Origin of the sequence: Micromonospora sp. GCM10011541, assembly GCF_042650725.1 — a bacterium.
GTDB lineage: Bacteria > Actinomycetota > Actinomycetes > Mycobacteriales > Micromonosporaceae > Micromonospora > Micromonospora sicca.
This window is the reverse complement of record NZ_JBHSBP010000065.1, coordinates 107,827-127,382: the sequence shown is the minus strand read 5'-3', so window position 1 is coordinate 127,382 and position 19,556 is coordinate 107,827. Positions and strand designations below refer to the sequence as shown.

General features: G+C 73.9%; 23 protein-coding genes and 1 riboswitch. Of the genes, 12 read left to right on the top strand and 11 right to left on the bottom strand.

Features of this window, described 5'->3' with window-relative positions; genetic code table 11:
- Positions 1–144 precede the first annotated feature (144 nt).
- The 4 genes from dusB to ACFOYX_RS27640 all read right to left on the bottom strand — a co-directional run bounded on the left by dusB (position 145) and on the right by ACFOYX_RS27640 (position 3,800).
- Positions 145–1,317, bottom strand: coding sequence for a tRNA dihydrouridine synthase DusB (dusB, locus tag ACFOYX_RS27655; protein ID WP_322439937.1), 1,173 nt, complete (start codon positions 1,315–1,317; stop codon positions 145–147).
- 63 nt (positions 1,318–1,380) lie between these two features.
- Positions 1,381–2,760, bottom strand: coding sequence for a glycine--tRNA ligase (locus ACFOYX_RS27650; RefSeq protein WP_322439938.1), 1,380 nt, complete (start codon positions 2,758–2,760; stop codon positions 1,381–1,383).
- Between the two features lie 112 nt (positions 2,761–2,872).
- Positions 2,873–3,433 (bottom strand): hypothetical protein, encoded by a 561-nt coding sequence (locus tag ACFOYX_RS27645; protein ID WP_322439939.1) that lies wholly within the window; start codon positions 3,431–3,433, stop codon positions 2,873–2,875.
- A 25-nt stretch (positions 3,434–3,458) separates the two neighbouring features.
- A complete protein-coding gene (locus ACFOYX_RS27640) occupies positions 3,459–3,800 on the bottom strand; it encodes an antibiotic biosynthesis monooxygenase (RefSeq protein WP_322439940.1) in 342 nt (113 codons plus the stop codon).
- Positions 3,801–3,827: 27 nt separating this feature from the next.
- Here ACFOYX_RS27640 and ACFOYX_RS27635 point away from each other — a divergent pair, with 27 nt between their 5' ends.
- From ACFOYX_RS27635 to ACFOYX_RS27600, 8 genes are read left to right on the top strand one after another with little or no spacing between them, the layout of a single operon-like run.
- Complete coding sequence (locus ACFOYX_RS27635) at positions 3,828–4,085, top strand: DUF6703 family protein (RefSeq protein ID WP_322439941.1); 258 nt, start codon at positions 3,828–3,830, stop codon at positions 4,083–4,085.
- 54 nt (positions 4,086–4,139) lie between these two features.
- Positions 4,140–5,078: a metal ABC transporter substrate-binding protein gene (locus ACFOYX_RS27630; protein WP_322439942.1), complete on the top strand. Its 939-nt coding sequence runs from the start codon at positions 4,140–4,142 to the stop codon at positions 5,076–5,078.
- Complete coding sequence (locus tag ACFOYX_RS27625) at positions 5,075–5,836, top strand: metal ABC transporter ATP-binding protein (RefSeq protein WP_322439943.1); 762 nt, start codon at positions 5,075–5,077, stop codon at positions 5,834–5,836. The genes ACFOYX_RS27630 and ACFOYX_RS27625 overlap by 4 nt, the downstream gene beginning before the upstream one ends.
- Position 5,837: 1 nt before the next feature.
- The gene (locus ACFOYX_RS27620; RefSeq protein WP_109803251.1) at positions 5,838–6,704 is read left to right on the top strand and encodes a metal ABC transporter permease; all 867 of its coding nucleotides are present in this window, start codon (positions 5,838–5,840) and stop codon (positions 6,702–6,704) included.
- 43 nt (positions 6,705–6,747) lie between these two features.
- On the top strand, positions 6,748–7,047 hold the full coding sequence (locus ACFOYX_RS27615; RefSeq protein ID WP_109803252.1) for a metalloregulator ArsR/SmtB family transcription factor: 300 nt from the start codon (positions 6,748–6,750) through the stop codon (positions 7,045–7,047).
- A complete protein-coding gene (locus tag ACFOYX_RS27610; protein WP_109803253.1) occupies positions 7,044–7,436 on the top strand; it encodes a Fur family transcriptional regulator in 393 nt (130 codons plus the stop codon). The genes ACFOYX_RS27615 and ACFOYX_RS27610 overlap by 4 nt, the downstream gene beginning before the upstream one ends.
- 48 nt (positions 7,437–7,484) lie before the next feature.
- Positions 7,485–8,090 carry a hypothetical protein gene (locus tag ACFOYX_RS27605; RefSeq protein ID WP_109803270.1) on the top strand — a complete coding sequence of 202 codons (606 nt, stop codon included), beginning with the start codon at positions 7,485–7,487 and terminating at the stop codon, positions 8,088–8,090.
- Positions 8,091–8,098: 8 nt separating this feature from the next.
- A complete protein-coding gene (locus ACFOYX_RS27600; protein ID WP_201749773.1) occupies positions 8,099–8,266 on the top strand; it encodes a hypothetical protein in 168 nt (55 codons plus the stop codon).
- A gap of 66 nt (positions 8,267–8,332) precedes the next feature.
- Here ACFOYX_RS27600 and ACFOYX_RS27595 read toward each other — a convergent pair whose 3' ends face one another.
- The 5 genes from ACFOYX_RS27595 to ACFOYX_RS27575 form a co-directional block, all read right to left on the bottom strand.
- Positions 8,333–10,282: an acyl-CoA dehydrogenase family protein gene (locus ACFOYX_RS27595; RefSeq protein WP_322440012.1), complete on the bottom strand. Its 1,950-nt coding sequence runs from the start codon at positions 10,280–10,282 to the stop codon at positions 8,333–8,335.
- Positions 10,283–10,538: 256 nt separating this feature from the next.
- Positions 10,539–11,042 carry a DUF6328 family protein gene (locus ACFOYX_RS27590; RefSeq protein ID WP_322439944.1) on the bottom strand — a complete coding sequence of 168 codons (504 nt, stop codon included), beginning with the start codon at positions 11,040–11,042 and terminating at the stop codon, positions 10,539–10,541.
- Positions 11,043–11,168: 126 nt separating this feature from the next.
- On the bottom strand, positions 11,169–11,918 hold the full coding sequence (locus ACFOYX_RS27585) for an SIS domain-containing protein (RefSeq protein ID WP_322439945.1): 750 nt from the start codon (positions 11,916–11,918) through the stop codon (positions 11,169–11,171).
- The gene (locus tag ACFOYX_RS27580; protein WP_322439946.1) at positions 11,915–12,727 is read right to left on the bottom strand and encodes an AAC(3) family N-acetyltransferase; all 813 of its coding nucleotides are present in this window, start codon (positions 12,725–12,727) and stop codon (positions 11,915–11,917) included. The genes ACFOYX_RS27585 and ACFOYX_RS27580 overlap by 4 nt, the downstream gene beginning before the upstream one ends.
- Positions 12,724–13,548: an alpha/beta hydrolase gene (locus tag ACFOYX_RS27575; protein ID WP_322439947.1), complete on the bottom strand. Its 825-nt coding sequence runs from the start codon at positions 13,546–13,548 to the stop codon at positions 12,724–12,726. The genes ACFOYX_RS27580 and ACFOYX_RS27575 overlap by 4 nt, the downstream gene beginning before the upstream one ends.
- A 97-nt stretch (positions 13,549–13,645) precedes the next feature.
- Positions 13,646–13,751, top strand: a riboswitch (TPP riboswitch).
- 73 nt (positions 13,752–13,824) lie between these two features.
- Between ACFOYX_RS27575 and ACFOYX_RS27570 the strand changes: the two genes are divergently transcribed.
- From ACFOYX_RS27570 to ACFOYX_RS27560, 3 genes are all read left to right on the top strand, one after another.
- Positions 13,825–14,406: an ECF transporter S component gene (locus ACFOYX_RS27570; RefSeq protein WP_109803257.1), complete on the top strand. Its 582-nt coding sequence runs from the start codon at positions 13,825–13,827 to the stop codon at positions 14,404–14,406.
- A 106-nt stretch (positions 14,407–14,512) separates the two neighbouring features.
- Entirely contained in the window at positions 14,513–15,931 is a 1,419-nt protein-coding gene (locus tag ACFOYX_RS27565) for an ABC transporter ATP-binding protein (protein WP_322439948.1), read from the top strand.
- Positions 15,928–16,728 (top strand): energy-coupling factor transporter transmembrane protein EcfT, encoded by an 801-nt coding sequence (locus ACFOYX_RS27560; protein ID WP_109803259.1) that lies wholly within the window; start codon positions 15,928–15,930, stop codon positions 16,726–16,728. Before ACFOYX_RS27565 ends, ACFOYX_RS27560 begins: the two co-directional genes overlap by 4 nt.
- Before the next feature lie 19 nt (positions 16,729–16,747).
- Here ACFOYX_RS27560 and ACFOYX_RS27555 read toward each other — a convergent pair whose 3' ends face one another.
- Complete coding sequence (locus tag ACFOYX_RS27555) at positions 16,748–17,398, bottom strand: response regulator transcription factor (RefSeq protein ID WP_322439949.1); 651 nt, start codon at positions 17,396–17,398, stop codon at positions 16,748–16,750.
- Entirely contained in the window at positions 17,395–18,594 is a 1,200-nt protein-coding gene (locus tag ACFOYX_RS27550; RefSeq protein WP_322439950.1) for a sensor histidine kinase, read from the bottom strand. The genes ACFOYX_RS27555 and ACFOYX_RS27550 overlap by 4 nt, the downstream gene beginning before the upstream one ends.
- Before the next feature lie 155 nt (positions 18,595–18,749).
- On the opposite strand from ACFOYX_RS27550, the gene ACFOYX_RS27545 reads away from it, so the two are divergent.
- A complete protein-coding gene (locus tag ACFOYX_RS27545) occupies positions 18,750–19,445 on the top strand; it encodes a hypothetical protein (protein WP_161557914.1) in 696 nt (231 codons plus the stop codon).
- Positions 19,446–19,556 lie beyond the last annotated feature (111 nt).

Here is a 19,556-nt window from a genome sequence, read left to right as displayed (position 1 = left end):
CTGACCCAACCAGCACCAACCCGAAAGGGCCGACCCCCACCCGGGGGCCGGCCCTTTCGTCGTCTCTTGGCCACCCGGATCGGCCGCGCCGGTCCGGGCCTGACCGCCGGCTCAGGGGTGGCGGCCGGACCGGGCTGGGCGCGGTCAGCCGCCGGAGTCGTCCAGCTCGGCGCCGTCGGGCACGGTGTCGTCGTCCCGGCTGGCCAGCCAGCCGTCGGGCAGGAAGACCTTGCCCGGGGAGTTGGTCCGGCCGCGCGGCTGACCCAGGGTGGCCACCGGGAACGGCTCGGCCGGGTCGAGCTTGCCGAGCAGGTCGTCGAGCTGCGCCAGGCTGTCGATCATCGCCAGGGAGCGGCGCAGCTCGCTGCCGACCGGGAACCCCTTGAGGTACCAGGCGACGTGCTTGCGGAAGTCGGTGCAGCCGTCCCGCTCACCCCGGGCCGGGTTGCGCGCACCCGCGACGAACTGGTCGACCAGCAGCTCGGCGTGCCGGCGCATGGTCGCCGCCACCTCGCCCAGGCTGGGCAGCCGCCGCTCCGACCGGCCGTTGAACGCGGCCTCCAGGTCGGCGAAGAGCCACGGACGACCCAGGCAGCCCCGCCCGATCACCACGCCGTCGACGCCGGTGTGCGCCACCATCCGCAGCGCGTCGTCGGCCTCCCAGATGTCCCCGTTGCCGAGCACCGGCACGTCCAGGGCCTGCTTGAGGGTGGCGATCGCGTCCCAGTCGGCGGTGCCCGAGTAGCGCTGGGCGGCCGTACGCCCGTGCAGGGCGACCGCCGCCACACCCGCGTCCTGCGCGGCGAGCCCCGCCTCGACGTACGTCAGGTGGTCGTCGTCGATGCCCTTGCGCATCTTCACCGTGACCGGCACCCCGGCGGGCGACGCGGCGTCCACCGCGGCCTTCACCAGGCGGGCGAAGAGCCGGCGCCGCCACGGCAGGGCCGAACCGCCACCGCGCCGCGTCACCTTGGGCACCGGGCAGCCGAAGTTGAGGTCGATGTGGTCGGCGAGGTCCCGCTCCACCACGATCCGCACCGCGGCGGCGGTGATCTCCGGGTCGGTGCCGTAGAGCTGGAGGCTGCGCGGCTGCTCGTCCGCGCCGAAGGCGATCATGCGCAGCGTCTTCGGGTTCCGGTCGACCAGCGCCCGCGTGGTGATCATCTCGCAGACGTAGATGCCGCCGCCCTGCTCCCGGCAGAGCCGGCGGAAGCCGACGTTGGTGATGCCGGCCATCGGCGCCAGCACCACCGGCGGCCACACCTGGTGCCGCCCGAGGGTCAACGGGCGCAGCGCGGGCAGGGTCGGGGCGGTCATCGGACAAGTGTACGGGGCCTTGACCGGCACTCCTCCCGTGCCGGTCAGGGCCCCGTCAGCGACTCAGCAGCCGGGCAGGCGCTCGATCAGGTAGCGCTCGACCTGGTCGAGCGCGACGCGCTCCTGGGCCATGGTGTCCCGGTTCCGCACGGTCACCGCGTTGTCGTCGAGGGTGTCGAAGTCGACCGTCACGCAGAACGGGGTGCCGATCTCGTCCTGCCGGCGGTAGCGGCGGCCGATGGCCTGCGAGTCGTCGAACTCGACCACCCAGCGCTTGCGCAGGTCGGCGGCGAGCCCCTTGGCCTTGGGCGAGAGCGCCTCGTTGCGGGACAGCGGCAGCACCGCCACCTTCACCGGGGCCAGCCGCGGGTCGAAGCGCATCACGGTGCGCTTGTCGACGCCGCCCTTGGTGTTCGGGGCCTCGTCCTCGTCGTACGCCTCGAGCAGGAAGGCGAGCACCGCGCGGGTCAGGCCGGCGGCCGGCTCGATCACGTACGGCATCCAGCGCTCGCCCTTGGTCTGGTCGAAGTACGACAGGTCGACGCCGGAGTGCTTGCTGTGCGTGGAGAGGTCGAAGTCGGTCCGGTTGGCGATGCCCTCCAGCTCGGCGAACTCGGTGCCGCCGAACTGGAACCGGTACTCGATGTCGACCGTGCGCTTCGAGTAGTGGGAGAGCTTCTCCTTGGGGTGCTCGTAGAAGCGCAGGTTCTCCGCCGACAGACCCAGGTCGAGGTACCAGTTCCAGCGCTGCTCGAGCCAGTACTCGTGCCACTGCTCGTCGGAGCCCGGCTCGACGAAGAACTCCATCTCCATCTGCTCGAACTCGCGGGTCCGGAAGATGAAGTTGCCCGGGGTGATCTCGTTACGGAACGACTTGCCGGTCTGCGCGATGCCGAACGGCGGCTTCTTGCGGGCGACCGTCTCCACGTTCTTGTAATTGACGAAGATGCCCTGGGCGGTCTCCGGGCGCAGGTAGTGCAGGCCCTCGTCGCTCTCCACCGGGCCCAGGTAGGTCTTCATCAGGCCGTTGAACATCTTCGGCTCGGTGAAGGTGCCCTTGTTGCCGCAGTTGGGGCAGTTCAGCTCCGACAGCGAGGTCAGCGGCTTGCCGTGCTTCTCGGCGTACGCCTCCTCCAGGTGGTCGGCGCGGAACCGCTTGTGGCAGAACTGGCACTCGGTCAGCGGGTCGACGAACTCGGCGATGTGGCCGGACGCCTCCCAGACCTTGCGGGCCAGGATGACCGCGGAGTCCAGGCCGACGACGTCGTCGCGCTGCTGGACCATGGTCTTCCACCACTGCCGGCGGACGTTCTCCTTGAGCTCCACGCCGAGCGGACCGTAGTCCCACGCCGACCGGGTGCCCCCGTAGATCTCGCTGGAGGGGAAGACGAAGCCTCGGCGCTTGGCGAGGCTGACGACGGCGTCGATACGGTCGGCTGGCATGTTTCCTCCTACGCCGGCTGGCGGTCGGCGGGGGCGATGTGGATGTAACGGTCAGTTCGCGACAACGGTACGGCTACCGGAGTCCCGAGCCCAGCAGAATACCGGGGGCAGGTCAGCTCACCCCGCAGACCTCCATGCCACCGGTCTGCGGATCCGCCGCCAGGGTCACCTGCTGGGCCTCCCGCTTGCCGCCGCTGAGCGTCACGTCGACCGGCACGGTGAGGGTCTGCGCGTCGATCCTGCCCACCCGGTAGCCGGAGATCGGGGGCTCCGCGGCCACCCGCTGCTCGAACTCCGGCCGGGGTTCGCGCCGCTGGGCGTCGTCGCAGAGCCGGTCGTACGCCCGGGACCAGTCCTTCTCCACCAGGGCCCGGTAGTAGTCGTCGGTCACCGTCCGGCCCTGCTCCTCGATCGCCTGGACGTTGCTCACCGCCAGTCCGACGATCGCCGCGCCGCCCCCGCCGCAGCAGAGCAGCACGGCCAGCGCCCCGACGCCGAGGCCGAGCCAGAGCCGACGGCGGCCGCCCTCGGTGGGCGGGGCGGCGAACGGCGGGGCCACTCCGGGGCCGGCGGGGACGTCCGGCTCGGCCGGCGACCCCGGGACCGGCGGCGCGCCGCCTGCGCCGGACAGCACGGGGTGAGGGGGCGGGCCTACCGGTCCGGGAGCGGTCATACGCCAGAGGGTAGTGCCCGCGCGGTCAGCGGTAAGGACCTGCGGCCCGATCACTGGCGACGACGACGATCTCCCCGTCCGGCGCGGCGCTGGCCAGCGTCTCGTACGCCGACGGCTCGTCGACCGACTCGGCCAGCAGCGGCACCGCCGTGATCTTGACGTCGAAGCCGCCCAGCGCCCGCCGGTACGCGCCGACCGACTCCCACTCGGTGAGCAGGCACCAGTGCCTCGGGTCGTCCAGCGCGCGCAGCAACTCGCCGCGCAGGTAGCCGGGGCGGGCGGCGAGCGCCGTGAGGGCGGCGTGCGCCCGCTCGGTGAAGTCGGGCGCGACCGCGGCGTCCACCACGAACCGGTTGGTCACCAGCACCGGCGTCCTCCTCGTAGAGTTTGTGGAATGCAGCGTACGCAGAGCCTCCTGCTGGCCCGCCTGGCCCGGGTCAACCCGACGACGGTGTTCCTGGCCACGCTGGTCCTGGTGCTGGTGGCGCTCTTCGCGCCCGGTCCGGTCGGCGGCCTGCTGCTGCTGGCGCTGGCCGCGGGGCTGGTGTGGCTGATGGTGACCACCTGGCCGGTGCAGGCCCCGGCGACCCGGGTGATCCGCCTGGTGATGCTGACCCTGCTGATCGCGGTGGCCCTGGCCAAGCTGCTCTGATATGCAATCATGCGTTTTTGACAATCAATTTCGTTATCGCGGACAGTGGTCGTCATGACCGCTCGCCGTACCTCCCGCGTCCTGGCCGCCGCCATCACCCCCCTGCTCGCGCTGGGCGGCGTCGCCGCCTGTTCCGCCGACGGCGCGGGCGCCGACCCGGACCGGGTCGACGTGGTGGCCGCCTTCTACCCGCTCCAGTTCCTCGCCGAGCGGATCGGCGGCGACGCGGTCAAGGTCACCAACCTGGCCAAGCCCGGGGCCGAGCCGCACGACCTGGAGCTCAACCCGCGCCAGGTCGGCCAGATCAGCGACGGGGAGCTGATCGTCTACCTCAAGGGCTTCCAGCCGGCCGTGGACGAGGCGGTCGCCCAGAACGGCGGCGACCGGGCGTTCGACGTGGCCGCCGTGCAGCCGCTGCACGACGCGGCGGCCGGCGGTCACCAGCACGAGGGTGAGCCCGCCCACGAGGAGGAGACCGGCGGCAAGGACCCGCACCTCTGGCTCGACCCCACCCGGCTGGCCACCGTCGGCGACCGGCTCGCCGAGCGGCTCGGCAGGGCCGACCCGGAGCAGGCCGCCGACTTCACCGCCCGGGCAGCGGCGTTCCGCGCCGACCTGGCGAAGCTCGACACCGAGTACGCCGAGGGGCTGAAGACCTGCCAGCGCCGGGAGATCGTGACCAGCCACACCGCGTTCGGCTACCTGGCCGAGCACTACCAGCTCGAGCAGGTCGGCATCACCGGCCTCACCCCGGACAGCGAGCCCTCGCCGCAGCGCCTCGCCGAGGTGGCGAAGGAGGCCCGGGAGCACCGGGCCACCACCATCTTCTTCGAGACCCTGGTCAGCCCGAAGGTCGCCGAGACCGTGGCCCGCGAGGTCGGGGCGAAGACCGCCGTCCTCGACCCGATCGAGGGCCCACCCGCCGACGGGGACTACCTGTCGGCGATGCGCGCCAACCTCGAAACCCTGCGAACCGCGTTGGACTGCTCATGAACGCACCCGTCATCCAGGTCACGCACGCCGCCGTCGGCTACGACGGCCGCCCCGTGCTGCGGGACGTCTCGCTGACCGTCACCGCCGGCGAGGTGGTCGCCGTGCTCGGCGCCAACGGCTCCGGCAAGTCCACCCTGATCCGCGCGGTGCTCGGGCTGGTCCCGCTCAGCGCCGGGTCGGTCACCCTGTTCGGCGGCCCGCAGCGCCGCTTCCGGCAGTGGCACCGGATCGGGTACGTCCCGCAGCGGCTCGGCGCCGGCAGCGGCGTACCGGCCACGGTGGGCGAGGTGGTGGCCTCGGGGCGGCTGGCCCGGCGGGGCGTACTGCGGCCGGCGGGGCGGGCCGACCGCGAGGCGGTCGCCGCCGCGCTGCGGGCGGTCGGGCTCGCCGACCGGGCCGGTGACCCGGTCGCCACCCTCTCCGGCGGCCAGCAGCAGCGCACCCTGATCGCCCGGGCCCTGGCCGGCGAACCCGAGCTGCTGGTGCTGGACGAGCCGACCGCCGGGGTCGACGCGGAGAGCCAGCAGGCGTTCGCCGCGGCGCTGCGCGGCTTCCTGGCCGGCGGCGGGACCGTGCTGCTGGTCGCCCACGAGTTGGGCCCGCTGCGACCGCTGATCAGCCGGGCGGTCGTCGTGCACGAGGGCGGCATCTGCCACGACGGCGCGGTGCCGGAGCCGGCCGGGCACCACGCGGAACCCGACCACGAGCACGTGCACCCGCACTGCGACGAGGAGCCCGCCGGGCTGTGGAGCATCTGACATGGACCTCTTCCAGTACGACTTCATGCTGCGCGCCCTGGTCGGCGCGCTGGTCATCGGGCTGGCCGCGCCGGCGCTCGGCATCTACCTGGTGCAGCGGCGGCTGGCGCTGATCGGCGACGGGATCGGGCACGTGGCGCTCACCGGCGTCGGGGCCGGGCTGCTGCTGAACCGTTCCCCGGTGCTGGTGGCGGTGCTCGCGGCGACCCTCGGCGCGATCGGCATCGAGCTGGTCCGCTCGCGCGGCCGTACCTCCGGCGACCTGGCCCTGGCGCTGCTCTTCTACGGCGGCATCGCCGGCGGCGTGATGCTGGTCGGGCTCTCCGACGCCAGCAGCGCGGCGCTCAACTCGTACCTGTTCGGGTCGCTGACCACCACGTCGCCGGCCGACCTGACCACGATCCTGGTGCTCGGCGCGGCGATTCTGGTGCTCATGCTGGCGCTGCGCCCGGCGCTCTTCGCGGTCTGCCACGACGAGGAGTACGCCCGGGTGTCGGGGCTGCCGGTCCGCGCGCTCAACCTGCTGCTGGCGGTGACCACCGCGGTGACCGTGACGATCGCCATGCGGGCGGTCGGCGTGCTGCTGATCAGCGCGCTGATGGTGGTGCCGGTGGCCACCGCCCAGCAGGTCACCCGGGGCTTCCGCAGCACCATGACGGCCGCCATGGCGCTGGGGCTCTTCGCCGCCGGGGCGGGCATCTGGGTGGCGGCCACCGCCGACACCGCGCCGGGCGCCTCGGTGGTGCTGCTGGCCATCGCCTCGTTCCTGGTGGTCGCGCTCGCCGCGGCCGGCTGGCGGGCGCTGCGCCGGCGGACCAGCCCGGCGGCCGCGCCGGCCCCCGAGCCGCACGAGGTCGTGCTCCGGTGAGCCACCCCTGAACGATCCTGCTGGCATTGGTTACCGTTACGGGATGACGGGCACGAACGGGTACGACGCCTTCGAGGGCGCGGGTGACCTGCTGCGTGCGCTGTCCGCGCCGATCCGGCTGGCGATCGTGACCGAGCTGGCGCAGGGTGAACGGTGCGTGCACGAGCTGGTGGAGAAGCTGGGCGCACCGCAGCCGCTGGTCTCCCAGCACCTGCGGGTGCTCCGCGGCGCCGGCGTCGTCCGCGGCTCCCGGCGCGGCCGGGAGATCGCGTACGCCCTCGTGGACGAGCACGTCGCACACATCGTGGCGGACGCGGTCAGCCACGCCGGGGAGGGACCGTGACCGAGGGGACGTTGCGGAACACGCGGCAGCGGACGGCCGTGAGCACCCTGCTCGCCGAGGTGGAGGGCTTCCACAGCGCGCAGGACCTGTACGCGATGCTGCGCCAGCGGGGCGAGCGGGTCGGCCTGACCACCGTCTACCGGACGTTGCAGGGGCTGGCCGACGCCGGCGAGATCGACGTGATGCGCCCGCCCGGCGGCGAGCATCTCTACCGGCGGTGCAGCGAGGGTCACCACCACCACCTGGTCTGCCGGGACTGCGGGCGGACGGTGGAGGTGGCCGGGCCGACGGTGGAGAGCTGGGCGGAGCGGGTCGCCGCGCAGCACGGGTACGCCGAGGTCAGCCACACCCTGGAGATCTTCGGCACCTGCCCGGCCTGCGCCGGCTGAGAATTCTCCCCCGTGCCCCGGCGGCCGGCGCGTGGCACGCTGTCCGGCGTGAAGATCTACGCCGACCGTTTTCCCACCGCTCTCCGTCAGCTCCTCACCGACCTCCTCGTCGTCGCCTGGGTCTACGCGGCGATCCGCTTCGCGCTCTGGCTGCACGACCTGGTGCAGAAGCTGGCCGTACCCGGGCAGAAGCTGGAAGGGGCCGGCGGCGGCCTCGCCGACAACCTGGCCGACGCCGGCGGCAAGGTCGGCCGGGTGCCGCTGGTCGGCGACGAGCTGACCGGCCCCTTCAACAAGGCCGCGGAGGCCGCCCGGGCGGTCGCCGAGGCGGGCCGCGACCAGCAGGAACTGGTCGGCCAGCTGGCTCTCGCGCTCAGCATCGCGGTGCTGGTCTTCCCGCTCGGCCTGGTGCTCTTCGGCTGGCTGCCGCTGCGGGTGCGCTGGATGCGCCGGGCCGGCGCGGCCAAGGCGCTCGCCACCGCCCCCGCCGGCCGGGACCTGCTGGCGCTGCGGGCCCTCGCCGGCCAGCCGCTGGGCCGGCTGACCCGGATCGCGCCCGACGTGGCCGAGGCGTGGCGTCGCGGCGACGACGCCACCGTCGACGCGCTCGCCGCGCTGGAGCTGCGCAGGCTGGGACTTCGGGCGGGCCGCTAGGGTATGGCGTGCTGTACTTCCTGATCGTCGTCGCCGTGCTGCTGCTGGCGTACGCGGGCGTCCTGGTGAGCTTCGTCCGCAAGGGCCGCAAGATCCCGCCGCAGGCGTACCTGGTGCTGGCCGTGCTCAACGGACTCATCCTGGCCGCCATCATCGCCTGGGCCATCGCCCGCTGACCGGCCGGCGGGATGCGGCATGCCGCGGTCTCCGGGCGACCGGGAACCGCGACATGCCGCACGCCGTCACGGACGGGGTGGGATGCGGCGGCGGACGTCCTTCGCCGTGGACGGGCCGGGGGTCCAGCGGGCCACCCAGGGGGCGTCCGCGGGCGGGGTGGCGACGCCCTCCTCGAGGGCGGCGTACCGGCCGGCGAGGATCCGCTTCGCCGCCGCCACGTCCAGCGAGTCGGTGTTCGACCAGAGCCCGGTGAACAGCTCCTCGATCCGCAGCCGCGCCTGCCGGCAGAACAGGTCGGCCAGCTCGACGTTCTCCGGGACGCTGTCCTTCTCCGCGTACGCCCGGACGCAGACCGCGGACATCGCGAACAGCTCCGCGCCGATGTCCACCACCCGGCCGAGGAACGCCTGCTTGCGCTCCATCTTCCCCTGCCACCGGGACATCGCGTAGAACGTCGACCGGGCCAGCTTGCGTGAGGTCCGCTCGACGTGCCGCAGGTGACCGGCGAGCGGGCCGAACTCGGCGTACGCGCCGGGGGCCTGGCCCTTGCCGACGGCGAGGGTGGGCAGCCACTTGGCGTAGAACACGCCGGCCCGCGCGCCGGCCTTCGCCTTGCGCCCGAGGCCGGCGTCCGGGTCGATGATGTCGCCGGCCACCGACAGGTGCGCGTCCACCGCCTCCCGGGCGATCAGCAGATGCATGATCTCGGTGGAGCCCTCGAAGATCCGGTTGATCCGCAGGTCACGCAGGATCTGCTCGACCGCGGCGGGGCGTTCGCCCCGGGCCGCGAGGGAGTCGGCGGTCTCGTAGCCGCGCCCGCCCCGGATCTGGATCAGCTCGTCGGCGATCTTCCAGGCCATCTCGCTGGCGTAGAGCTTGACCAGCGCCGCCTCGATCCGGATGTCGTTACGGTCGTCGTCGGCGAGCAGGCAGCAGAGGTCGAGCATGCTCTCCATGCCGTACGTGGTGGCGGCGATGAAGGCCAGCTTCTTGGCGACGGCCTCGTGCTCGCCGACCGGCCGGCCCCACTGGACCCGGTCGGCGGCCCACTCCCGGGCCACGTTGAGCGACCACTTGCCCGCCCCGACGCACATCGCCGGCAGCGAGAGGCGGCCGGTGTTCAGCGTGGTCAGGGCGATCTTCAGCCCCTTGCCCTCGCCGCCGATCACGTTCTCCTTCGGCACGAAGACGTCGTGGAAGCGGGTGAGGCTGTTCTCCAGGCCGCGCAGGCCGACAAAGGCGTTGCGGCGTTCCACCGTGATGCCCTCGCTGTCGCCCTCGACCACGAAGGCGGTGATCCCGCCGCGCCGGCCCTCGGCCGCCGGCACCCGGGCCATCACCACCAGCAGGGTGGCGACCGTGCCGTTGGTGGCCCACAGCTTCACCCCGTGGAGCCGGTAGCCCGTGCCGTCGGCGGTGGGCTCGGCGGTGGTGGCCAGCCGGGCCGGGTCGGAGCCGACGTCCGGCTCGGTGAGCAGGAACGCGGAGACCTCACCGGCGGCGAGCCGTGGCAGGAACCGCTGCTTCTGCTCCGGGGTGCCGAACATCTTCAGCGGCTGCGGCACGCCGATCGACTGGTGCGCCGAGAGCAGCGCCCCGATGGCCGGGCTGATCGAACCGGCCCGCATCAGCGCCCGGCAGTAGTGCAGGTTGCTCAGCCCGAGCCCGCCGTACTTCTGGTCGATCTTCATGCCGAAGGCGCCGAGCCGGGCCAGGCCGTGGAAGACGTCGTCCGGGATGGACGCCTCCCGCTCGATGGCCCCGCCGTCCACCTCGGAGTCCAGGTACGCCCCGAACGCGCCGAGGAACTCCTCGGCCCGCGCGACGTCGTCCGGGTCGGACCGCGGCCAGGGGTTGATCAGGTCGAGCCGGAACCGGCCGAGGAAGAGTTCCTTGCCGAAGCTGGGCCGGTCCCAGGCCGACTCCCGGGCCGCCTCGGCGACCTGACGGGCCTCCTTCTCGGAGACCTGCCCCGCCTCGGCGGGCAGCGGTGCGGCGCCGCCGGCCTCGTCGATCGCGGCGGCGGTCGTGGCCGCCTCGCCCCCGGGCGCCGGGGGGCCGTGGTCGGGATCGTCGATCGGCGCCACCCGTCCGGTGGGGCCGCCCGCGCCCTGCGTTCCGTCCGGTCGGCTGTTCTGTGTCGTGGTCACGGCTGCCCCCTCGAACCTCGGTCCGGCTGCGTCAACGTGCGCGACAAAAATGACGCTACCCCCGGGTGTTACCCAGGGGTAGCGTTCTTGGCACGTCCGATTTGGCGGGATGACAGCGGGCTCAGTCGCCGGCGAGCACCTGCGGGTCGTCGTCATCGTCGTCGATGTCGTCCTCGCCCCAGTTGCGCCGGGCGAACGGCAGGATCACCCAGAAGGCCAGGAACCAGATCCCGGTGACCGCGCTGAGCAGCAAGGCGACCGGCCGGCTGAGCACGAAGTCGGTGATCAGCAGGACGGCGCTGACCATCGAGATCAGCATGAAGCCAAGGCCCCCGCCGGCCATCCGGTGGGCGAACCGGACCAGCTCCGGCTTGCGCCCCTGCCGGAACAGCGCCCGGTGGAAGGCGACCGGCGAGATGATCATCGCGGTGGCCGCCGCGGCGCCCAGCAACGCGACGATGTAGACGTTCTTCTGGAAGTCGGTGACGCGGGTGAAACCGTTGCTGAACGGCAGGGTCAGCAGGAAGGCGAAAAGGATCTGCACCCCGGTCTGCGCCACCCGCAGCTCCTGCAGCAGGTCGGCGAAGTTGCGCTGCCAGCGCTGCTTCTCGGTTTCCCTGGACACCGACCACCTCCACGAAGACGGTACTGCCGGCGGGGAGCACCCCGTCGGCAGCTGAGCCTTTGCCCCGCCGGACGTTTCGCGAAACCGCCTCGCGGACGCCCGCCGCCCGGGCCGGGGGCGAACCGGTCACGCCCCCCGGCGGATCCGGCCGGCGTACCGGGCCTCCAGCTCGGCGTTGTGCTCGTCGCCGCCGGTGATGTTGGCCGACAGGTAGACCGGGGGCCGCTCCCCCGCCGCCAGCAACCGGGCCACCACCTCCGCCACGATCTGCTGGGCCAGCAGCGCGGCCGTGATCGAGGAGACCGCGCCGACCGCGCCGCCGCCGGGCAGCGGCAGGGTGGCGTCGCCGTACGGGGCGCCGTTGTCGAGCACCACGTCGGCGAAGTCGGCGAGCTTACGGCCCGACGGGTGGCGGGACGTCATCCGCCCCGAGTGCTCGGCCGAGGTGATCGCCACCAGGGCGTGTCCCCGCTCCTTGACCAGGGCCGCGAACTCGACCATGGCCCCGTTGACGCCCGAGTTGGAGGCGAGCACGAACACGTCCTGCGGGCGTACCGGGGCCAGCTCGTAGAGCCGGTGCGCCACGGCCAGGTCGCGTTCCAGCTTCGGACCGAGGACGTCGGCCGGCTCACCGCCGTAGAGCACCAGGTCGCGCAGCGCGATCCGGTTGGTGGGCACCAGCCCGCCGGCCCGGCCGGCGATCTCCATGGCGAGCGCCTCGGAGTGGCCGGTGCCGAACGCGTGCACCACCCCGTCGGCGCGCAACGCCTCGGCGATCAGGTCGGCGGCCCGACCCACCACCTCGCGCTGGCCGGCGGCCACCCGACCGATCGTGTCGGTCACCACCGCCAGGTACGCCTCCGCGCTCACCGTCATGCTTCCTCCGTCCGTCGGTTCCGGGCCAGCCACTCCCCCGCGAAGTCGACCGCCGCCCGCTGCCTCATCAACCGGCCCGTCCCGTCCCCGACCGCGCCCACCCGTACCGCGCCGGTGGCCTCGAAGTCGTCGCCGAGCCGGGCGAAGTCGCTCTCGTCCAGGTCCACGTCCGCCCACCACACCCACTCCCGGCCACCGTCGCCGGTCCGCACCGCCGCGCCGCAGCGCTGCCGGGGCGGCGCCGGCCGCCGGTACTCGGCCAGGTGCAGCGAGGTGTTCGAGCCGTGGTCGACGCCCAGCAGCAGCACGTCGGCGTCGAGGTCGTGCAGCCGGGCCAGCGGGGAGCCCTCGCCCAGCATGTCGGCCAGGGCGTGGCCGGCGACGATCCGCCCGGCGGCCGGGCCGAGCGCGGCGAAGGAGACCTGCGGGTGATCGCTGCGCAGCGCGCCCGGCCAGGTACGCACCTGCTCCGCGAGCGTGCCCATGAACCGGCTCGGCGTCAGCGCCGGGTCGAAGCCGGGCAGCTCCGCCCGGATCACCGGCCACCAGTCCGCCGGCACGGGCGGATTGTTCCAGCCCGCCGGGTCGCTGTTCTCCGGGGTGTGGGTGGGCACCACGAGGGTCCCGTCCGGCCCCAGCACGTCGCGCAGGGCCAGCATCACCGTCTCCGGCCCGCCGCAGACGAAGCCGAGCGGGCGCAGCGCCGCGTGCACCAGGAGCGCACCGCCGGGGCGTACGCCGAGGTCGCGGAACTGGGCGGCGAGCGACGCGCGGGTGTGCGGCCGGGCCGGCGCGGGCGTCGCGATCACGCGGCGGTCCGGGCGATGATCGCCTCGGCCAGCGGCCCGGGCGCCTCGTCGGGGATCCAGTGGGTGACGCCGGAGAGTTCCACGAAGCGGTAGTCGCCGGTCACGTGGGACGCGCAGGCCTCGGCGGCGGTCCGGCCGATCGCGATGTCCTTGTCGCTCCAGACGAAGGTGGTCGGCACGGTGGTCGGGCCGACGGCCTTCATGTCCGCCCCCGACATCGCCCGATACCAGTTCAGCGCGGCGGTCAGCGCGCCCGGCGCACGCATCGGGTCGGCGTAGCGGGCGACCCGCGCCGCGTCACCCACCCCGCCGAGCAGCTTGCGCAGCGCGGTGGCGTTGAGGGCCAGCAGCACCTTCTCGGCCTTGCCCGGCTTGCGGAACAGCGCGATGTAGGCGGAGCGGGCCTTCTGCTGGGGGTCGGTGGCGAGCGCATGGGCCATCGCCGCCGGGTGCGGCACCGAGACCGCGGTGAGGGTGCGGACCCGGCGCGGGTGCGCGGCCCCGAGACCCCACGCCACGATCGCGCCCCAGTCGTGCCCCACCACATGCGCGGACTCCACCCCGAGCGCGTCGAGCACACCGGCCGCGTCGGCCACCAGCTCCGGGATCCGGTACGCCTCGACTTCCGCCGGCCGCGCGCCCGGCGCGTAGCCCCGCTGGTCCAGCGCGTACGTGCGCAGCCCCGCCGCGTGCAGCGCGGGGACCACGTCGTCCCACTCGCCGCCGTGCTGCGGGAAGCCGTGCAGCAGCAGGACGGGTACGCCGTCCTCGGGACCGCCGGTGCGTACCTCGAACGTCAGACCTCGCGCGTCGACCCGCATGATCGTCACCCTACCCAGCGGGCCGGGTCGGGGCCGGAACGCGACCACCTGCTGGGCCGGCACCCCTGGTCGGTGCTAGCGTCTGCCGAGACAACTTCACATCCGACAGGGGAGCGCACAGCGCTGAGAGTGCGGGCATCGCCCGCAGACCCTCGAACCTGATCTGGGTAATGCCAGCGCAGGGAGTTCGGTCGACCTCCAGCCGCGCCGCCGTCCGGTGACACCGGGCGCGGCGTGCGTCTTCTCCTGGTTCGTTTCACTGGACTGGGAGCAACCATGGACAACACCGCCAACCGGTGGCGCACCATCGACATCGTCATCGCCTCGGTGCTCGGGGTGGCCTTCGGCGTCATCTTCTGGGCCTGGGGCCTGCTGTGGAACGGGCCGGCGGACGCCATCCCGCTGCCCGGCCGGGCCGTGCTGTACGGCGTCTGGCTGGTGCCCGCCGTGCTGGGCGCGCTGATCATCCGCAAGCCGGGCGCCGCGTTCTTCACGCTCACCTTCGCCGCGCTGGTCTCCGTCGCGCTCGGCAGCAGCTGGGGCTGGACGCTGGTCGTGCAGGGCCCGCTCGAGGCGGCGGCGGCGGAACTCGCCTTCGCGGTCTTCGGGTACCGCACCTACCGACTGCCGGTGGCGCTGCTGGCGGCCACCCTCGCCGGGCTCGCCGCCTCGCTCTACGACGTGTTCATCTGGTACCCGGGCACCGCGTGGGGCAGCTTCCGCCTTCCGTACATCCTGATCACGGCGGTCAGCTCCCTGGTCGTGGCCGGCCTGGGCAGCGTCGCCCTGACCCGCGCCCTGGCGGGGACGGGCGTCCTCGACCGCTTCCCCGCCGGCCGCGAACGCCCCGCCGTCTGACCGCCACCCCCGCACCCGGAGCCGCGTTGATCATGAGGTTGTCGTCATCCGGCGCGGCGTGCCGGGACGACAACTTCATGATCGCCGGACGAGAGGGGGTGGAGCGGTGAGCGCCGTGCAGCTGCGGGGGTTCGGGTGGCGGCACGCGGGCCGGAAGGCGTGGGCGGTGCGCGGGGTGGACCTGCGCGTCGAGGCCGGCGAGCGGGTACTGCTACTCGGGCCCTCGGGAGCCGGGAAGAGCACCCTGCTCAGCGCGCTAGCCGGGCTGCTGCCCGAGGACTCCGGTGAGCAGGAGGGCACCGTCGAGATCGACGGGCTTGACCCGCGCAAGGCCCGGGAACGGGTCGGCATCGTCTTCCAGGACCCGGAGACCCAGCTGGTGATGGCCCGCTGCGGCGACGACGTCGCGTTCGGGCTGGAGAACCGGGGCGTACCGGCCGACGAGATCTGGCCCCGGGTGGACGAGGCGCTGCACCGGGTCGGCTTCCCGTACCACCGGGACCGGCCCACCGCCGCCCTCTCCGGCGGCGAGCAGCAGCGGCTCGCGCTGGCCGGGGCGCTGGCCCTGCGGCCGACGCTGCTGCTGCTCGACGAGCCGACCGCCAACCTCGACCCGGCCGGCGCGGCGCTGGTCCGGCGGGCCGTCGCGGACGCCGTCGACGCGGACACCACGCTGATCCTGGTCGAGCACCGGGTCGCCGAGGCGCTGCCGCTGGTCGACCGGGTGGTCGTCCTCGAACCCGGTGGCGGGGTCCGGGCCGACGGACCGCCCGCCGCGGTCTTCGCCGCGCACGGCGACGCGCTCGCCGCCGAGGGCGTCTGGGTGCCGGGTCGGATCGTCGCGCCCCGGCACGCGACCGCGCCGGCCGGCGAGCCGCTGATCACCGCCGACCGGCTCGGCCTGCCGCCCCGGCTGGCCCCCACCGACCTGTCCGTACGCGCCGGCGAGGCGCTCGCCGTCCTCGGCCCCAACGGCGCCGGGAAGTCCACCCTGGCCCTGCTCCTCGGCGGACTGCTCCGCCCCGGCACCGGCACGGCCAGCGCCACCGCCGCGCTGGCCGGCCGGGACGCCGGCACTCCCCCGCACCGCTGGCGGGCGCCCGCCCTGGCCGGGCGGATCGGCTCGGTCTTCCAGGACCCGGAGCACCAGTTCGTCACCGGCACCGTCTTCGACGAGCTGGCGCTCGGCCCGCGCCGGACCGGCCGGTCTGAGGCGGCCGTGCGGGCCACGGTCGAGGCGCTGCTGGAACGGCTCCGGCTGGCGAAGCTGGCCGGCGCCAACCCGTACACCCTCTCCGGCGGCGAGGCGCGGCGGCTGAGCGTGGCGACCGCCCTGGCCACCGCGCCCCGCCTGCTGATCTGCGACGAACCCACCTTCGGTCAGGACCGGCGGACCTGGCGGGAGCTGGTCGACCTCTTCGCCGAGCTGCGCGACGCCGGGCACGGCGTCGTCACCGTCACCCACGACCCGGACTTCGTCGCCGCGCTGGCGGACCGGACCGTCATCCTGGAGCGCCGGGCATGATCGTCATCGAGCCGGTCGCCGCGCCCGGTGCGCCGCTGGCCCGGCGCAATCCGGTCGCGAAGCTGGCCGCCGCGCTGGTCTTCTCGGTCGCCCTGATCGCCACCCTGGACCCGGTGGCCCCGGCGATCGCCATCGCGATCGAGCTGGGCGTGCTGCCGCTGTTCGGCGTGCGTTACCGGGTGCTGGCCCGGCGGGCCTGGCCGCTGCTGGCCGGCGCCGCCGGCATCGTGGTCACGCTGGTGCTGTTCGCCGCGGACCGGTCCGGCCGGGTGCTGGTCGAGGCCGGGCCGGTGACGGTGACGTCGGGGGTGCTGCTGACCGCGCTGGGGCTGGTGCTGCGGATGCTCGCGGTGGCGCTGCCCGGCGTGATCGTCTTCGCCACCACCGACCCGACCGACCTGGCCGACGCGCTGATCCAGAACGCGAAGGCGCCGGCCCGCTTCGCCATCGGCGCGCTGGCCGCGTTCCGGTTGGTGCCCCTGCTCGGCCAGGAATGGCAGATGATCAGCATGGCCCGGCGGGCCCGGGGCGTGGACGCCGGCCGCAACCCCCTGGCCCGGCTGCGGCTCTTCGTCTCGACCGCGTTCGCCCTGCTGGTCGGGGCGATCCGCCGGGGCACCCGGCTCGCGGTGGCGATGGACGCCCGCGGCTTCGACGCCGGCACCCCGCGCACCGTCGCCCGCCGACAGCGCTTCACCACGGCGGACGGGCTGCTGATCGCCGGGGCGGCGGCGCTGGCCGGCGGCGCGCTCGCGGCCAGCATCCTGCTCGGCACCTTCCGCCCGCTGCTCGGCTGAGAAGCCGGCGAGTGCTCCGTCACCGCCGGAGCTGCGCCACCCCGGCCTGGTACGCCAGCACGACCGCCTGCACCCGGTCCCGCACCCCCAGCTTGGCGAAGATGCGGTTGACGTGCGTCTTCACGGTCGCCTCGCCGACGAAGAGCTGGCCGGCGATCTCGCGGTTGGACAAACCGAGGGCCATCATCCGCAGCACCTCGGTCTCCCGGAGGGTCAGGTCCGCCAGGCCGGGGCTGCCGGCGACCGGCGCCGTCGCGGTGTAGTGGTCGATCAGCCGACGGGTGATCGACGGGGACAGCAGGGCGTCGCCGCGGGCGGCCGTCCGCAGGGCCTCGGCCAGATCCTTCGGCGGCGTGGTCTTGAGCATGAATCCGGACGCGCCGGCGCGCAGCGCCCGGTAGACGTACTCGTCGAGGTCGAAGGTGGTCAGCATGATGATCCGGACGTCCGCCCGCGCGGCCAGGATGCGCTCGGTCGCGGCGATCCCGTCGAGCCGCGGCATGTGGATGTCCATCAGCACGACGTCGGGCTGGAACCGGGCCGCGAGCAGCACGGCATCCTCGCCGTCGGCGGCGTCGGCGACCACCTCGATGTCGGGCTGCGCACCGAGGATCATCCGCAGCCCGCCGCGGACCAGCGCCTCGTCGTCGGCGATGAGGACCCGGATCACGTTGTGGTCCCCGTCGTGGAGAGCGCGGAAGCCGACGCCTCGGGATCGAAGGGCAGTTCGACCCGCACCTCGAAGCCGCCGTCCACCCGCGGGCCGGCGGTGACCGTGCCGCCGAACAACTCCGCCCGTTCCCGGATCCCCGTCAGGCCGTGACCGGTGCCGTTGCTGCGGCGGGCGGGGCCCGGTCCGTCGTCGACGACGTGCAACCGCAGGGCGTTACCGCCCACCTCGACGGAGACGTCGACGGTCGACCCCGGTGCGTGCCGGGCGGCGTTCGTCAGCGCCTCCTGCAGGATGCGGTAACCGCTGACGTCGGCGGCCACCGGGACCGTCGTGAGGTCGCCCGTGACCCGCACCTCGACCCGGCCGCCGGCGATGCGTACCGCGGCGGTCAACGGGTCGATCCGCCGCAACGACGGGAGCCCTTCCGGGGCGGCCTCCGCGCCCCGGAGGATGACGAGCAGCCGACGCAACTCGGTGACCACCTCGCGCCCGACGTCCTGCACCGCCTCGAGCGATTCGCGGGCCTGGTCGGCGTCCGAGTCGAGCACGGCCTGCGCCGCGCCGGCCTGGAGCACCATCACCGAGACGCCGTGGGAGACGATGTCGTGCAGCTCCCGGGCCACCCGCAGCCGCTCGTCGGTCCGGGCGGCGGCTTCCCGTTCGGCGGCGAGCGCGACCAGCCGGGCGGCCTGCGCCCGACGCATCCGCACGGCGTAGCCGGGGCCCAGCACGGCGAGCCCGACGAAGAGGATGAACATCCAGTCGGAGTCGCCCGCGGCGAGGTTCTCGATCCCGAGCGAGCCGAAGTAGCTGACCGCGGCGACCGCCGGCGCGGCCCGCCCACCGACGGCGATGCCGGCGAAGCAGGCGGCGACCAGCGCGAGCAGCGGTACGACCGGCCACTCCGGAAGCACCGGCGTGAGGCTCTGCGCGGTGAAGCAGGCGCCGGCCAGGACGGCGGCCGCCCGGGGGTACGCCGTGCAGCCCGCCACCGCGAGGCCGTAGCCGGCCAGCAGCACGGTGAGCACGGCGAGCCAGCCGCCGGGCAGCGCGGCGATGTCCGGCCCCTGTCCCTCGACGTAGCCGGCGAGCGGGACGTACAGCTCGGCCAGGCCGAACGCGAACAGCGCGACACCCGCGACGAGGACCGCGCCGCGGCGCCAGCGGGATCGGATGTCGAGGGCGGCGGACATGGTGGGAAGGGTATCGGCGGAGCCGGCGGCCCGGCGTCCACCCACGGGTGTAGGAGGGCCGGGCGGAACTCCACCCGCGGATCAACTTCGCGGCGGACGACCCGCCCGGACCCGACTCCTAGCGTCCATCACACAGCTTCGAGAGGGAGATTCTGATGGATGACAGGACCGGATGGCGGTACGGCCGGCGGCTCACGGCGGTCGCCCTGGCCGCGGGCGGTGTGCTGTACGGCGTCGCGAACGCCTTCTACTGGGTGATGTTCCCGGACGACGTGTCCGAGACCGCCGGCAACGTGGCGGTGGCCGCCGGGAACCTGGGCGCCTGGCGGGCGGAGACCGTCCTGTTCGCACTGGCACATCTGCTGCTGCTGCCGGCGATGGCCGGACTGGCCGCCGCCCTCGGCCGGCGCAAGCCGCTCGTCGCCGCCATCGGCGGCAGCGTCGCCCTCCTCGGCCTCTACTTCTCCGGCGTCCACCTCTGGCATTACAACGCGTTCTTCGGGGCCCTCGCCGGCGCCGGCGTCGACGCGGACGCCGCCCGGCCGGTCGTCGACGCCCTCGACAACGATCCGTTCGTGATGGCGTCGTTCGCCGTGTGGCTGCTGGGCTGGCTGGTCGGGCTGCTGGTGCTGGCCTTCGGCGCCTGGCGCGCCGGCCTGGTGTCGCTGTGGGTGCCGCTCGTCCTCACCGGCGGGCAGGTGCTCGACATCGTCACCGAGGGGGCCCCGCTCAAGATCGCGGTCAGCCTGCTGATGGTGGCCGGGCTGTTCGGCCTGGCCCGCGGTGTCGACCGCCGTCGCCCGGCCGACTCGCCGGGCGAGGCGAAGGCCGCGCTGGCCGCACAAACCTGAGCCGGGGTACGGGGACGTGGGCGGGGTCGCCGCATCGCGCGACCCCGCCCACGTGCGTCCCGTCCCGGCCGTCGGTGCGACGGCCGGGATCGTCGGCCCGCCGCCGGCCGC